Below are 14,141 nucleotides of genomic sequence, written 5' to 3' on the forward strand. Positions count from 1 at the left end.
CATGTCGAGTACCGCCGAACGCCCGCAGAGCCTGGCCGAGCGCATCTATGCTCGGCTCAAGGACGACATCTTCGAGTTCCGCCTGATGCCCGGTGATCGCTTCTCCGAGGGCGAAGTCGCCGCGCGCATGGCCGCCAGCCGCACGCCGGTGCGCCAGGCGCTGCATCGTCTGCAGCGCGAGGGTTATCTGCAGGTGCACTTTCGCAGCGGCTGGCAGGTGCGGGCACTGGACTTCGCCCAGTTCGACGAACTCTACGAGCTGCGCATCGTCCTCGAACTCGAAGCCGTGCGGCGCATCTGCCAGCGCCCCATCGACGAACACCCCGATGCACTGCAAGCGCTCGCACGCACCTGGCTGGTGCAGGAAGAGCAGCGTTTGCAGGATGGCGCCGCCGTGGCCCAGCTCGACGAAGCCTTTCATTGCCAACTGCTGGACGCCGCCGGCAATCAGGAGATGGCCCGCGTGCACCGTGAGGTCAGCGAGAAGATCCGCATTCTAAGGCGCCTGGACTTCACCCAGGCGCCGCGCATCGACCTCACCTACGCCGAGCACGGGCAGATTCTGCAGGCAATCCTGACCCGTCGCTCAGAAGAGGCACAGCAATTGCTCAAGAGCCACATAGAGGTCAGCCAGGCGCAGGTGCACAGCATCACCCTGCACAGGCTGTACGGCGCCCGCCAGCGTGTGGCGCCGGCAACCGAGCCATGACCTTCACTGCATGCCCCATAACAACGCTGTCCACTTACTCACATTCGTGAATGGAGATCGCACCATGCAACGTCGCAGCCTGATCAAGGCCTTCACCCTTTCCGCATCCATCGCCGCGATGGGCCTGTCCTGGACCATCCAGGCCGCCGAGACCATCAAGGTCGGCATCCTGCACTCGCTGTCCGGCACCATGGCCATCTCGGAAACCTCGCTCAAAGACATGGCGCTGATGACCATCGACGAGATCAACGCCAAGGGCGGCGTGCTCGGCAAAAAGCTGGAGCCGGTGGTGGTCGACCCCGCCTCCAACTGGCCGCTGTTCGCCGAGAAGGGCCGTCAGCTGCTGACCCAGGACAAGGTGGCGGTGACCTTCGGCTGCTGGACCAGCGTGTCGCGCAAATCCGTGTTGCCGGTCTATGAAGAACTCAACGGCCTGCTGTTCTACCCGGTGCAGTACGAAGGCGAAGAGATGTCGCCGAACGTCTTCTACACCGGCGCCGCGCCAAACCAGCAGGCCATTCCGGCGGTGGAATACCTGCTCAGCGAAGACGGCGGTGCGGCCAAGCGCTTCTTCCTGCTCGGCACCGACTACGTCTACCCGCGCACCACCAACAAGATCCTGCGCGCCTTCCTGCACAGCAAGGGCATCGCCGACAAGGACATCGAAGAGATCTACACCCCCTTCGGCCACAGCGACTATCAAACCATCGTCGCCAACATCAAGAAGTTCGCCGCCGGCGGCAAGACCGCCGTGGTCTCCACCGTCAACGGCGACTCCAACGTGCCGTTCTACAAGGAACTGGCCAACCAGGGCCTGGAAGCCACCGAAGTGCCGGTGGTGGCCTTCTCCGTGGGTGAAGAAGAGCTGCGCGGCATCGACACCAAACCGCTGGTCGGCCACCTGGCGGCCTGGAACTACTTCCAGTCCGTGGAGAACCCGGTCAACGAGAAGTTCGTTGCCGACTGGAAGGCCTACGCCAAGGCCAAGAAGCTGCCGAACGCCGACACCGTGGTGACCAACGACCCGATGGAAGCCACCTATGTGGGCATCCACATGTGGGCCCAGGCCGTCGAGAAGGCCGGCACCACCGACGTCGACAAGGTGCGCGAGGCCATGGCTGGGCAAACCTTCGCCGCGCCGAGCGGCTTCACCCTGACCATGGACAAGACCAACCACCACCTGCACAAGCCGGTGATGATCGGCGAGATCCAGGATGACGGTCAGTTCTCCGTGGTCTGGCAGACCGAAAGCCCGATCCGCGCCCAGCCGTGGAGCCCGTACATCGAAGGCAACGACAAGAAGCCGGATCACCCGGTCAAGTCGAACTGAGGCAAAGCCGCTCTCCCCCCAGCCCCTCTCCCGCAGCGGGAGAGGGGCGACAAGCGGCACGGAGCGATGCACTGCACCGTACCCGCCCCTCTCCCCCCTTTCTTTTATGAAGAGGGGGAGAGGGCTAGGGAGAGGGCAAAAAGTAGCCCGGATGCAATCCGGGAAGAGCCGTCCCGGATTGCATCCGGGCTACGCCAAGGACACACCTGATGCACACTGCCCTTACCCGAATTTTGCTGAGCCTGCTGCTCTGCCTGCCATTGGCAGCGAACGCGGGCGAGGCCGACGACTTCGTCGCCGCCAACGCCGGCAAGCAGGCCAAGCTGCTGCAAAGCTGGGCCGCCGCGCCCAAGGCTGAACGCATGCCGCTGCTGCAGGCCCTGCAGCAGGGCCGTGTCGGTAGCGATGCCGACAAGCGCGCCTTCATCGAACAGAACGACGCCACCTGGCTGGCCGTCGAAGGCGAGGCCGCAGCCAACGGCACGCCGCGCAAGGTGCGCCTGAACAACCGTTTGCGCGGCCTCACCGCCACCGCGCTGGCCAGCCATCAATTGCTCGGCGACGATGCGGCTCTGCGTCTGGAAGCTGCCCAGCAACTGCAACGCAACACCCCCGCAGCCCTGCTGCCACTGCTGGAAAGCCGTCTGAGCATCGAAGCCGATGACGCGGTAAAAGACGCCATCACCCTGGCCCTGGCCAACCTGCAACTGGTGGCCGAAGATCCTGCCGTGCGCCTGGCCGCCGTGCAGCGCCTGGGCGAAACTGGCGAGCCGCTGGCACGCACCCGCCTACAGGCGCTGCTCGACGGTGGCCAGGAAAGCGACGCCGAGGTGCTCAGCGCCGCGCGTCAGAGCCTGGCGCGGATCAACAACAAGTTGATGATCGGCGAGGTGCTCGGCCAGGCCTTCAGCGGCCTGTCGCTGGGTTCGATCCTGCTGCTCGCCGCCCTCGGCCTGGCCATCACGTTCGGCCTGCTCGGGGTGATCAACATGGCCCACGGCGAAATGCTGATGCTCGGCGCCTACACCACCTACGTGGTGCAGCTGAGTTTCCAGAAGCTCGCCCCTGGCTATCTTGAGCTTTATCCGCTGGCCGCGCTGCCGATTGCCTTCGTCGTCACCGCCTGCATCGGCATGGCGCTGGAGCGCACGGTGATTCGCCACCTCTACGGCCGCCCGCTGGAAACCCTGCTGGCTACCTGGGGCATCAGCCTGATCCTGATTCAACTGGTACGCGTCACCTTCGGTGCGCAGAACGTCGAAGTGGCCAACCCGGCCTGGCTCTCCGGCGGCATGCAGGTGCTGCCGAATCTGGTGCTGCCTTACAACCGCATCGTCATCATCGGCTTCGCCCTGTTCGTGGTGGTGCTGACCTGGCTGCTGCTGAACAAGACCCGCCTGGGCCTCAACGTGCGTGCAGTGACGCAGAACCGCAACATGGCCGCCTGCTGCGGCGTACCCACCGGCCGCGTGGACATGCTGGCCTTCGGCCTCGGCTCAGGCATCGCCGGCCTCGGCGGCGTGGCCCTGAGCCAGATCGGCAACGTCGGCCCGGATCTCGGCCAGAGCTACATCATCGACTCCTTCCTGGTGGTGGTGCTCGGCGGTGTCGGCCAGTTGGCCGGCAGCGTGCTGGCTGCCTTCGGCCTGGGGGTGGTGAACAAGTTCCTCGAGCCGCAGATCGGCGCCGTGCTGGGCAAGATCCTCATCCTCGCGCTGATCATTCTGTTCATCCAGAAACGCCCGCAAGGCCTGTTCGCCCTGAAAGGCCGGGTAATCGATTGATGAGCGCGCCCTCGACCGTAGGGCGGCTGAAACCCGCCACCTCTACCGAACGCCATCGCTGTGCGGCGGGTTGCACCCGCCCTACGCAAATAACAGACGAGTGATCGACTGATGAATGCGATAAATCAAACGCTGCTGGCCCGCGCCAGCGCCAAGCTTGGCCCACAGGTCTCACTGGGCATCGGCCTGCTGGTGCTGGCGATCCTCATCGCCATGCCGCTGCTGCACCTGCTGCCCGCCGAGCATGCCCTGCATGTCTCCGCCTACAGCCTGACCCTGGTGGGCAAGATCCTCTGCTACGCCATCGTCGCCCTGGCGCTGGATCTGGTCTGGGGCTACGCCGGCATGCTGTCGCTGGGCCACGGCCTGTTCTTCGCCCTCGGCGGCTACGCCATGGGCATGTACCTGATGCGCCAGAGTGCCGGTGACGGCCTACCGGCGTTCATGAGCTTCCTCGCCTGGAACGAGCTGCCCTGGTACTGGTACGGCACCTCCAGCTTCCTCTGGGCCATGTGCCTGGTGGTACTGGCGCCCGGCCTGCTGGCCCTGGTATTCGGCTTCTTCGCCTTCCGTTCGCGGATCAAGGGCGTGTACTTCTCGATCATGACCCAGGCACTGACCTTCGCCGGCATGCTGCTGTTCTTCCGCAACGAAACCGGCTTCGGCGGCAACAACGGCTTCACCGGCTTCACCCGCATCCTCGGCTTCGATATCACCGCGCAGGGCACCCGCGCCGTGTTGTTCATGGCCACCGTGGCGCTGCTGGTCGGCAGCCTGTACCTGGGCTTTCGCCTGGCGCGCAGCAAGTTTGGCCGGGTACTCACCGCCCTGCGTGACGCCGAGAACCGGGTGATGTTCTGCGGCTACGATCCGCGTGGCTACAAGCTGTTCATCTGGGTCTTGAGCGCGGTGCTGTGCGGCCTGGCCGGGGCGCTGTACGTGCCGCTGGTGGGCATCATCAACCCCAGCGAGATGGCGCCGACGCAATCGATCGAAGCCGCCGTCTGGGTCGCCCTCGGCGGGCGCGGCACGCTGATCGGACCGTTGCTCGGCGCCGGCATCGTCAATGGCATGAAGAGCTGGTTCACCGTGGCCTTCCCGGAATACTGGCTGTTCGCGCTCGGTGCCCTGTTCATCGTCGTCACCCTGTATCTGCCGCGTGGCGTGGTGGGCTTGCTGCGCAAGGAGAAGGATCAATGAGAGCCACTCCGGTACCTGAAATCATGCTCGAAGCCGCGCTCGATCCCGCCGCATTGGACACCCGCCCGGTACTGGGCAAGGGCGTCAACGTGCGCCACGGCACCATCCTCACCCTGGAAGATATCAACGTCAGCTTCGATGGCTTCAAGGCGCTGACCAACCTGACGCTGTACATCGGCGTCGGCGAACTGCGTTGCATCATCGGCCCCAACGGCGCCGGCAAGACCACCATGATGGACGTCATCACCGGCAAGACCCGCCCGGACAATGGCGTGGCCTACTTCGGCGAACAGTTCGACCTGACCCGCATGAGCGAGGTGGAAATCGCCCAGGCCGGCATCGGCCGCAAGTTCCAGAAGCCCACGGTGTTCGAAGCGCTCTCGGTGTTCGAGAACCTGGAACTGGCGCAGAAGACCGACAAATCGGTATGGGCCAGCCTGCGCGCCAAACTCAGCGGCGAGCAGCGCGACCGCATCGACGAAGTGCTGCAGATCATCCGCCTGGACAGCTCACGCAACCGCCCGGCTGGCCTGCTCTCGCACGGGCAGAAGCAGTTCCTGGAGATCGGCATGCTGCTGATGCAGGAGCCGCACCTGCTGCTGCTCGACGAGCCGGTGGCGGGCATGACCGACGCCGAGACCGAGTTCACCGCCGAGCTGTTCAAGTCGCTGGCACGCAAGCACTCGCTGATGGTGGTGGAGCACGACATGGGCTTCGTCGGCTCCATCGCCGACCACGTCACCGTGTTGCACCAGGGCAGCGTGCTGGCCGAAGGCTCATTGGAGCAGGTGCAGAACGACGAGCGGGTGATCGAGGTTTATCTGGGGCGCTGAAAAGCCCCTCTCCCCCAGCCCCTCTCCCGCAAGCGGGAGAGGGGAGAAGGCTGGCGCTCCGTAGGGTGCGCCGTGCGCACCGAACAACGGTTAAGGACATTCCCATGCTGCAAGTCCAACAACTCCACCAGTATTACGGCGGCAGCCACATCCTCCGTGGCCTGTCGTTCGATGTGAAGGTCGGCGAAGTCACCTGCCTGCTCGGCCGCAACGGCGTGGGCAAGACCACCCTGCTCAAATGCCTGATGGGCCTGATCCCGGCCAAGGACGGCAGCGTGCAATGGGAAGGCAAGGCCATTACCGGCTTCAAACCGCACCAGCGTGTGCACGCGGGCATCGCCTACGTGCCGCAGGGCCGCGAGATATTTGGCCGCCTGACGGTGGAAGAAAACCTGCTGATGGGCCTGTCGCGTTTTCCCGGCAGCCAGGCCAAGGCCGTGCCCGAATTCATCTACGAGCTGTTCCCGGTGCTGCGCGAGATGAAACATCGCCGTGGCGGTGACCTGTCCGGTGGTCAGCAGCAGCAGTTAGCCATCGGCCGCGCCCTGGCCAGCCAGCCGCGCCTGCTGATCCTCGACGAGCCCACCGAAGGCATCCAACCCTCGGTCATCAAGGAGATCGGCGCAGTGATCAAGAAGCTCGCCGCCCGTGGCGACATGGCCATCTTGCTGGTGGAGCAGTTCTACGACTTCGCCGCCGAACTGGCCGACCAGTATCTCGTGATGAGCCGTGGCGAGATCGTCCAGCAAGGCCGTGGCGAGAACATGGAGACCGAAGGCGTGCGCGGCCTGGTAGCGATCTGACAAGCAATGTAGGGCGGGTGAAACCCGCCAGATACCTCCAGGAAGCTTCAATTGGTGGGCTGAAGCGGAGCGCCGCCCGGCCCACCCTACGGCAGGCGAGCGATTTGTAGGGTGGGCGACGCTTCACCCGCCCACCAGCCAGTTACTCGGCGAAATCCGAGCCTTCGCGCAACAACTGACGCTTCACGCTCTCAAGGTGCAGGTGCGCACTTTCGGCGTTGCCTTGCAACATCTGCCGGCACGCCGCACTGGCAATCTCCGGCGCCACGGCCTTCAGCGGCCGGCCGCTGGCCATGGCCTTGAGCTGCACCTCGGCGGCGCGCTCCAGGTAGTAGAGGTCGTCCCAGGCTTCGGCAATGCTCGGCCCCAGCACCAACGGGCCGTGGTTCTTCAGCATCAGCACATCGGCATCACCCGCCGCACGGGCGATGCGCTCGCCCTCGGCGTAGTTCAGGGCAAGGCCCTGATAATCCTCATCCACCGCCAGACGCTCATAGAATTTCAATGCCGTCTGCCCGGCCCAGACGAAGGGCTCGCCCTCCAGCATGCACAGCGCCGTGGCGTTGGGCATATGGGTGTGGAACGCTGCCGTGGCGCGCGGATTGAGGCGGTGCAACTGTGCATGGATAAAGAACGCCGTGGCCTCCGGGCGGCCCTCGCCCAGCACCACGCGCCCGTCAAAATCGCAGATCAACAGCGACGAGGCCGTGACCTCGGCGAAGGCCAGGCCATAAGGGTTGACCAGAAACAGCTCGGGCCGCCCCGGCACCACCACGGAAAAATGATTGCAGATGCCCTCGCCCATGCCGAGCCGGGCGGCCATGCGCAAGCAGGCGGCCAGGTCGATACGCGCCTGGGCGATCGCGGGGCTGGTCAGGCCCTCAGTAGACGCCGGCGGGGCGCTGTTGATTTCGAATGCATGGGCCATGGCTTCACTCCTGAAAGGGATGCCCCAGCCTAACCGGCAGGCTGAGCACGCCTAGGGACAGTTGCCCGGCGTCATTGAGCCAGACGCACTGACCCGGCCACTTCCGGCATCTGGCCCTACGGCACGCAGGTGCTTTGTTCCTAAGGTGCAGCCATCCGCAACGACCAGCCCGAGGTCATCATGAGCACACCGATCAGCAACCAGTACGTCCACGATCTGGATCGCCAGCACGTCTTCCACTCCTGGTCGACCCAGGGCGCCCTCAACCCGCTGGTGATCGCCGGCGGCGAAGGCTGCACGCTGTGGGACTACGACGGCAAACGCTACCTCGACTTCAGCAGCCAACTGGTCAACACCAACATCGGCCACCAGCACCCGAAGGTGATCGCCGCCATTCAGGAGCAGGCCGGCAGCCTGGTGACCATCGCCCCGGCCACTGCCAACCTGATGCGTGGCGAAGCGGCCAAGCGCATCCTCGCCCGCGCACCGGCCGGCTTCTCCAAGGTGTTCTTCACCAACGCCGGGGCCGATGCCAACGAGAACGCCATGCGCATGGCGCGCCTGTACACCGGTCGCGACAAGATCCTTTCCGCCTACCGCTCCTACCACGGCAGCACCGGCGCGGCCATCGTCGCCACCGGCGATCCGCGCCGCGTGCCCAACGAATACGCCCGTGGCCACGTGCACTTCTTCAATCCCTACCTGTACCGCAGCGAGTTCAACGCGGTGAACGAGGAAGAGGAATGCGCGCGCGCCCTGCAGCACCTGCGCCGGGTCATCGAATGCGAAGGGCCGGGCGCCATCGCCGCCATCCTGCTGGAGAGCATTCCCGGCACCGCCGGCATTCTGGTGCCGCCGAAAGGCTACATGCAGGGCGTGCGCAAGCTGGCCGACGAGTTCGGCATCCTGCTGATCTGCGACGAAGTGATGGCCGGCTTCGGCCGCACCGGCGCATGGCTGGCGCTGGAGCATTTCGGCGTGGTGCCGGATCTGATCGTCTTCGCCAAGGGCGTCAACTCCGGCTACGTCCCGGCCGGCGGGGTGATGATCTCCAAGCCGATCTGCGAGCACTTCGACAACCACTTCTTCCCCGGTGGCCTGACCTACTCCGGCCACCCGCTGGCCATGGCCGCCATCGTCGCCACGCTAGATGCGATGAGCGAGGAAGGCATGGTGGAGAACGCCCGTGAAATAGGCGCCCAGGTGCTCGGCCCAGGCCTGAAGAAGCTGGCCGAACGCTACCCGATGATCGGCGAGGCAAGGGGCGTCGGCCTGTTCTGGGCCCTGGAATTCGTCAGCGATGTGCAGAAGAAAACGCCGATGCCGGCGCCAGTGATGCAGGAAATGAAGGCGGCGCTGACCGCGCGCGGGCTGCTCAGCTTCGTGGTGGAGAACCGCATCCATGTGGTGCCGCCGTGCATCGTCAGCGCCGCGCAGGTAAACGAGGCGCTGGCGATCTTCGACGAGGTATTCGCCCTGTTCGCGCCGCGTTTTGGCTAGCTTTTCTCCCCTCTCCCGCTTGCGGGAGAGGGGCCGGGGGAGAGGGTTTGATCAATAATGCAGAGCAACCTTCACCACCCTCTCCCCAACCCTCTCCCATAAATGGGAGAGGGAGCTACAACCCCGCCAGCACCTCTCCCAGCTTCTGCACGCCTGGCCGAATGCGTTCGGCATCAATGGCATGGAAGCCCAGGCGCATGAAGTTCTTCGGTGCCTCGCCATCACCGAGGAAGAACTGCGCCCCGGATTCGATCAGCACGCTCTGCTGCGCCGCCGCCCAGGCCAGGTGCTGGGTATCGACGCCCGCAGGCGCGGCCAGCCAGCAGGCGCTGGCACCTGGGCTACCCATCGGCTGGCAATTGCTCAGGTCACTGCGCAGCGCCTGGTAGAGCAGCTCGCGGCGGCGGCAATGCTCCTCGCGAAAGCGCCGCAGGTGCGCGTCGTAATGCCCCTGGGCGAGGAAGTCGGCGAGCATGCGCTGGTTGTTCAGCGGCGGGTGGCGGTACATCAGCCGGCGCAAGGCTCGTAGTTCGTCGATCAGTTCGGCGTCGGCGACCATATAACCAATGCGTAGCCCCGGCGCGAAAGCCTTCGACAGGCTGCTCAGGTAGATCACCCGACCGCTGCTGTCGCTGGCCTTGAGCGCCGGCAGCGGGTGGTTGTCGAGGTTGAACTCGGCGTCGTAGTCGTCCTCGATCAACACCTGATCGTGCTCACGAATCTGCCGCAGCAGTTGTTCGCGCCGCGCCGTGCTCATCGCCACGCCGGTCGGTACCTGGTGCCCTGGCGTCACGTAGAGGTACTGGCAGTCATCCAGCCGCCGATCCACCACCAGGCCCTGGTCGTCGACATCCTGCAGGTGCACCTTGGCGCCGTGCAGGTCGAAGATGCTCGCGGCATCACGAAACCCCGGGTTCTCCATACCGACGCGCACCCCGCGCGCCATCAGCAGGCTGGCCAGCAGGTACAGCGCGTTCTGCGAACCGAGAGTGACCAGAATCTCGTCGGCCCGCGCCCAGATGCCGCGCTTGGGCAGCACGCGGGTGCGTAGCTGCTCGATCAACTGTTCATCGTCACGGTCGAAGCGGTCGCCCAGCCAGAGCTGGTCGCGCTCACCGCTGAGGTTCTTGCGTGACACCTCGCGCCAGCGCTCCAGCGGGAACAGCTCGCTGATCGGCTGGCCGTAGATGAACGGGTAGGTGAAGCGGCTCCAGTTGCTCGGGCGCAACACGCCGTGCTTCAAACTGGGCTGCATGCGAAAGCGCGCGGCCCAATCCGGGGCAGTGGCGGCGCTACTGGCATCCGACGGTTCCGGCTTGCGCAGCGGCGTCATGCGCAGCACGGCATCGGTCTGGCCGCAGTAGTCGGGGTGCAGGTAGTAGCCACTGCGTGGACGGCTGATCAGGTAGCCGTTGTCGAGCAGGCTCTCGTACACCAGCGCCACGGTGTTGCGCGACACCGACAGCTGCTGGGACAGCTTGCGACACGACGGCAGCGGCTCGTCGGCAGGGAAACCGCCACCGAGAATGGCCGACACCAGCGACTCGCGAAGCTGCTCCTGAAGGCCGCGCTGACGGTCGAAATCGAGGTGGTAGAAGTGGTCGATCATGGCGCCCTCCAACAGCCAAACAACCCTGTGGTTTAGCAAGTAGCGCGCCACTGTCGCTGGCCAGAACAAAGGCCAGAACTGCCCCTATCTCCGCCGTGCCGGGCGTCTCTAAGGTGAAAACGAAACCGCCGCCGAGCGGCCTGGACAACCCTTGTCGACACCTCTGGAGCACGCCCATGAAGCCATCGAAAACCGATTCCAAACCCTTCGGCCTGCTGCGCAAGCTGGCCCTGGCCAGTTGCCTGGTCGGCGCCTCGCTGAGCGCCCATGCCGACCTCGACGACATCAAGAGCAAGGGTGTGATGACCGTCGCCACCGAGGATGACTACGCGCCGTTCAACTTCATCGTCGACGGCAAGCCGGAGGGCTTTCACAAGGAGCTGCTGGAAGACCTGAAGGCGTACGCCAAGGCGCAGGGCTTCGACGTCAAGCAGGAAATCCTGCCCTGGACAGGCCTGCTCGCCTCAGTTTCGTCCGGCCAGTACGACATGGCCTTCACCGGCGCGCTGGTCACCGACGACCGCCTGCGCGTGTTCAACTTCGCCCCGCCCTTCGCCTCCGCGCAGCACTTCTACGTCAAGCGCGCCGGTGACGACCGCCTCAGCGACATCGCCAGCCTGTGCGGCAAGACCGTCGGCCTGCAGGCCGGCAGCGCCCTGCTCGCGCGCCTGCCGGAGTTGAAGAAGATGATGGCTGACAAAGGCTGCGAGATCGGCACCGTGACCGAATACCCGTCCTACCCGGAGGCCTACGCCGACCTGGCCAATGGCCGCCTGGACTACGTGATCAACGCGCTGATCTCGGTCAACGACCTGGTCAAGACCCGTGGCGATACCTTCGCCAAGGGCATTGCCGTGTCCGGCGATGGCTTCGCCGCCTGGCCGGTGCCCAAGAGCAGCCCCGAGTTGCTCAAGTTCCTCACCGGTTTCATGAGCGAAGTGCGCGACAACGGCCGCCTCGCCGAGCTGCAGACCAAGTGGTTCGGCGAAGCCTTCCCGGCCATGCCCAAGGAGCCGATCACCACGGTCGAGCAGTTCCACAAGCTGGCCGGCATGTGACACCGCCGGGGCGCCCGTGTCGGGCGCTCCACTCTCAGAGCCTGTTCACGATCTCGCGAGCTAGAGCCAGGCAACACCGATGGCGGCCCCGCGAAACCAGGCGAAAAACGCTCGGAGTCGCGTTCGACTTTACGAGTTGTAAATGAGCATTTTGAGGCTGGTTTCAACGCAGCATGGCCGACGCGCAGCAGATCGTGAACAGGCTCTCAGGGCCAGCGCTGGCCCTGACCTTGCTAGACACACCCCATCATTTTTCTGGGAGCCCGACATGAACGGACAAGCCTGGTTATTGCTGCTCGAAGGCGCCTGGACGACTCTGTGGATCTCCTCGATCGCCATCGCCCTGGGGGTGGTCATCGGCCTGGGCATCGCCCTGCTGCGCATGGCGCGCATTCCCTTCCTGGAACAGGCGTTGGTGCTCTACGTCAGCCTGGCGCGCGCCACGCCGCTGGTCACCCTAGTGCTGTTCATCTTTCTCTCGGCACCCACTTTCGGCCTGGCCATGGATCGCAACACGGCGGCGATTCTCGCCCTCACCCTGAATACCGCGGCCTTCAATGCCGAAGTCTGGCGCACGGCCTTCATCAGCTTCTCCCGCGAGCAGAAGGAAGCGGCACTGGCCTGCGGCATGACCAACGGCGTGTTCTTCCGCCGCATCATGCTGCCGCAGATGATCACCAGCAGCCTGCCCGGCCTGGTCAACGAGATGTCCTTCCTGATCAAGAGCAGCCCGGCCATCGCCGTGATCGGCATCGTCGACCTGACCCGGGTGACCAACCGCATCAGCGCCGTGACCTACGAGCCGCTGCCACCGATTCTCGCCGCTGCCCTGCTGTACATGCTGATCATCGGCGTGTTGCTCAAGGTGCAGGCCGTGGCCGAGAAGAAAGCCAACCGACTGGCCATGTGAGGACGCGACCATGACCGAATGGAGCATCATCTGGGAGGCGCGCGGCGCCTTCCTCAACGGCGCACTCAACACCCTGATCCTGTTCGTCCTGTCGGTGCTGGCGGCCTTCGCCATCGGCTGCTTCAGCGTCTACCTGCTGGAGGGCCGCACCTGGCTGTCGACCCTGCTGCGCGGGGCGATCAACCTGATGCGCATGCTGCCCTTCCTGGTGCTGGCCTACCTGCTCTACTACGGCCTGCCGGCGCTGGGCATCAAACCCAGCGCCTGGGGCGCGGGCCTGGTGGCGCTGGCCATCTATCACGCGGCCTACTTCGCCGAGATTCTGCGCGGTGCGCGCCTGGTGCTGCCGCTCGGCCAGGTCGAGGCGGCCAAGGCTCATGGCTTTCGCCCTGCTCGGTTGTACTGGCGGATCATCCTGCCGCAACTGGTGATCCGCACCCGCCCGCTGCTCGGCAATCAGCTGATCTACGCACTCAAGGACACCGCCTTTCTCACCATCATCACCGTGCAGGAACTGACCGCCGCGGCCAACTCGGTGCAGGCCACCTACTTCATCCCCACCGAGGCGTTCATCGTGGTCATCGCCCTGTACTGGCTCATCAGCATCTGCCTGGAACTGGCGCTCAAGTGGGCGAGCCGGTTCGGCGCCAAACGAGGTTTCGAACATGCCTGAGGCACCTGCGGTACAGATCGACAATCTTTCCAAGAGCTTCGACGGCGTCGAGGTACTGCGCGACATCTCGCTGACCGTGAACAAGGGCGAGGTGGTCAGCGTGCTGGGCTCGTCCGGCTCGGGCAAGTCCACCCTGCTGCGCTGCATCAACTGGCTCGAAGAGCCGGATCGCGGCAACATTCACATCGCCGGCCAGCGCATCGGCGTGGATGCCCTGGGCAAGCGCATGAACAACCGCGACCTGGCGGCGATTCGCGCCAAGACCGGCATGGTGTTCCAGAGCTTCAACCTGTGGCCGCACCTGAACGTGCTGCAGAACGTCATGGAAGCGCCGATGCAGGTGAAGAAGATGCGCAAGGACGAAGCCCGCGCCATCGCCCAGACGCTGCTGGAAAAGGTCGGCATGGAACAGAAAGCCGAGGCCTTTCCCTACACCCTCTCTGGTGGGCAGAAGCAGCGCGTGGCGATTGCCCGCGCCCTGGCCATGAGCCCGGAGGTGATCCTGTTCGACGAGCCGACCTCGGCACTCGACCCGGAGCGGGTCGGTGAAGTGCTCACCGTGATGAAGAACCTCTCCAGCGAGGGCTACACCATGATCGTGGTCACCCACGAAATGGAATTCGCCCGCGCGGTGTCGGATCAGGTGGTGTTTCTGGAAAAGGGCCTGCTGATCGAGAAATCCGCGCCAGAGAAGTTCTTCACTAACCCGGAAACCGAACGCGTGCGCAAGTTCCTCGAACTGTCCGCATGAATCCGCGACCAGCTGTGGCGCGCGCCCTAGCGGCCAAGGCCATACACTGACGC

General features: G+C 64.8%; 13 protein-coding genes. 11 read left to right on the top strand and 2 right to left on the bottom strand.

What is annotated here, in order from left to right; all coding sequences use genetic code 11:
• Position 1 precedes the first annotated feature (1 nt).
• From VC352_RS11500 to urtE, 6 genes are all read left to right on the top strand, one after another.
• Positions 2–709, top strand: coding sequence for a GntR family transcriptional regulator (locus VC352_RS11500; RefSeq protein WP_322979694.1), 708 nt, complete (start codon positions 2–4; stop codon positions 707–709).
• Positions 710–773: 64 nt separating this feature from the next.
• The gene (urtA, locus tag VC352_RS11505) at positions 774–2,039 is read left to right on the top strand and encodes an urea ABC transporter substrate-binding protein (protein ID WP_322979695.1); all 1,266 of its coding nucleotides are present in this window, start codon (positions 774–776) and stop codon (positions 2,037–2,039) included.
• A 209-nt stretch (positions 2,040–2,248) separates the two neighbouring features.
• A complete protein-coding gene (gene urtB, locus VC352_RS11510; protein ID WP_322979696.1) occupies positions 2,249–3,823 on the top strand; it encodes an urea ABC transporter permease subunit UrtB in 1,575 nt (524 codons plus the stop codon).
• Between the two features lie 111 nt (positions 3,824–3,934).
• Entirely contained in the window at positions 3,935–5,023 is a 1,089-nt protein-coding gene (urtC, locus tag VC352_RS11515; RefSeq protein WP_322979697.1) for an urea ABC transporter permease subunit UrtC, read from the top strand.
• On the top strand, positions 5,020–5,856 hold the full coding sequence (urtD, locus tag VC352_RS11520; RefSeq protein WP_322979698.1) for an urea ABC transporter ATP-binding protein UrtD: 837 nt from the start codon (positions 5,020–5,022) through the stop codon (positions 5,854–5,856). Before urtC ends, urtD begins: the two co-directional genes overlap by 4 nt.
• 104 nt (positions 5,857–5,960) lie before the next feature.
• Entirely contained in the window at positions 5,961–6,659 is a 699-nt protein-coding gene (urtE, locus tag VC352_RS11525) for an urea ABC transporter ATP-binding subunit UrtE (protein WP_322979699.1), read from the top strand.
• A gap of 142 nt (positions 6,660–6,801) precedes the next feature.
• Here the strand turns inward: urtE and VC352_RS11530 are convergent, their stop codons facing one another.
• Entirely contained in the window at positions 6,802–7,587 is a 786-nt protein-coding gene (locus VC352_RS11530) for an aldolase (RefSeq protein WP_322979700.1), read from the bottom strand.
• Positions 7,588–7,767: 180 nt separating this feature from the next.
• Between VC352_RS11530 and VC352_RS11535 the strand changes: the two genes are divergently transcribed.
• The gene (locus VC352_RS11535; RefSeq protein WP_322979701.1) at positions 7,768–9,087 is read left to right on the top strand and encodes an aspartate aminotransferase family protein; all 1,320 of its coding nucleotides are present in this window, start codon (positions 7,768–7,770) and stop codon (positions 9,085–9,087) included.
• Positions 9,088–9,202: 115 nt separating this feature from the next.
• On the opposite strand, the gene VC352_RS11540 is transcribed toward VC352_RS11535, so the two are convergent.
• The gene (locus VC352_RS11540; protein ID WP_322979702.1) at positions 9,203–10,696 is read right to left on the bottom strand and encodes a PLP-dependent aminotransferase family protein; all 1,494 of its coding nucleotides are present in this window, start codon (positions 10,694–10,696) and stop codon (positions 9,203–9,205) included.
• Between the two features lie 176 nt (positions 10,697–10,872).
• Here VC352_RS11540 and VC352_RS11545 point away from each other — a divergent pair, with 176 nt between their 5' ends.
• From VC352_RS11545 to VC352_RS11560, 4 genes are all read left to right on the top strand, one after another.
• Complete coding sequence (locus VC352_RS11545) at positions 10,873–11,754, top strand: transporter substrate-binding domain-containing protein (protein ID WP_322979703.1); 882 nt, start codon at positions 10,873–10,875, stop codon at positions 11,752–11,754.
• 268 nt (positions 11,755–12,022) lie between these two features.
• Positions 12,023–12,664, top strand: coding sequence for an amino acid ABC transporter permease (locus VC352_RS11550; RefSeq protein WP_322979704.1), 642 nt, complete (start codon positions 12,023–12,025; stop codon positions 12,662–12,664).
• A gap of 10 nt (positions 12,665–12,674) precedes the next feature.
• Positions 12,675–13,337 carry an amino acid ABC transporter permease gene (locus VC352_RS11555; RefSeq protein WP_322979705.1) on the top strand — a complete coding sequence of 221 codons (663 nt, stop codon included), beginning with the start codon at positions 12,675–12,677 and terminating at the stop codon, positions 13,335–13,337.
• A complete protein-coding gene (locus tag VC352_RS11560; protein ID WP_322979706.1) occupies positions 13,330–14,088 on the top strand; it encodes an amino acid ABC transporter ATP-binding protein in 759 nt (252 codons plus the stop codon). Before VC352_RS11555 ends, VC352_RS11560 begins: the two co-directional genes overlap by 8 nt.
• Positions 14,089–14,141 lie beyond the last annotated feature (53 nt).

It is taken from the genome of Pseudomonas sp. C11 (assembly GCF_034683865.1).
In the GTDB taxonomy this organism is placed as follows: Bacteria; Pseudomonadota; Gammaproteobacteria; order Pseudomonadales; family Pseudomonadaceae; genus Aquipseudomonas.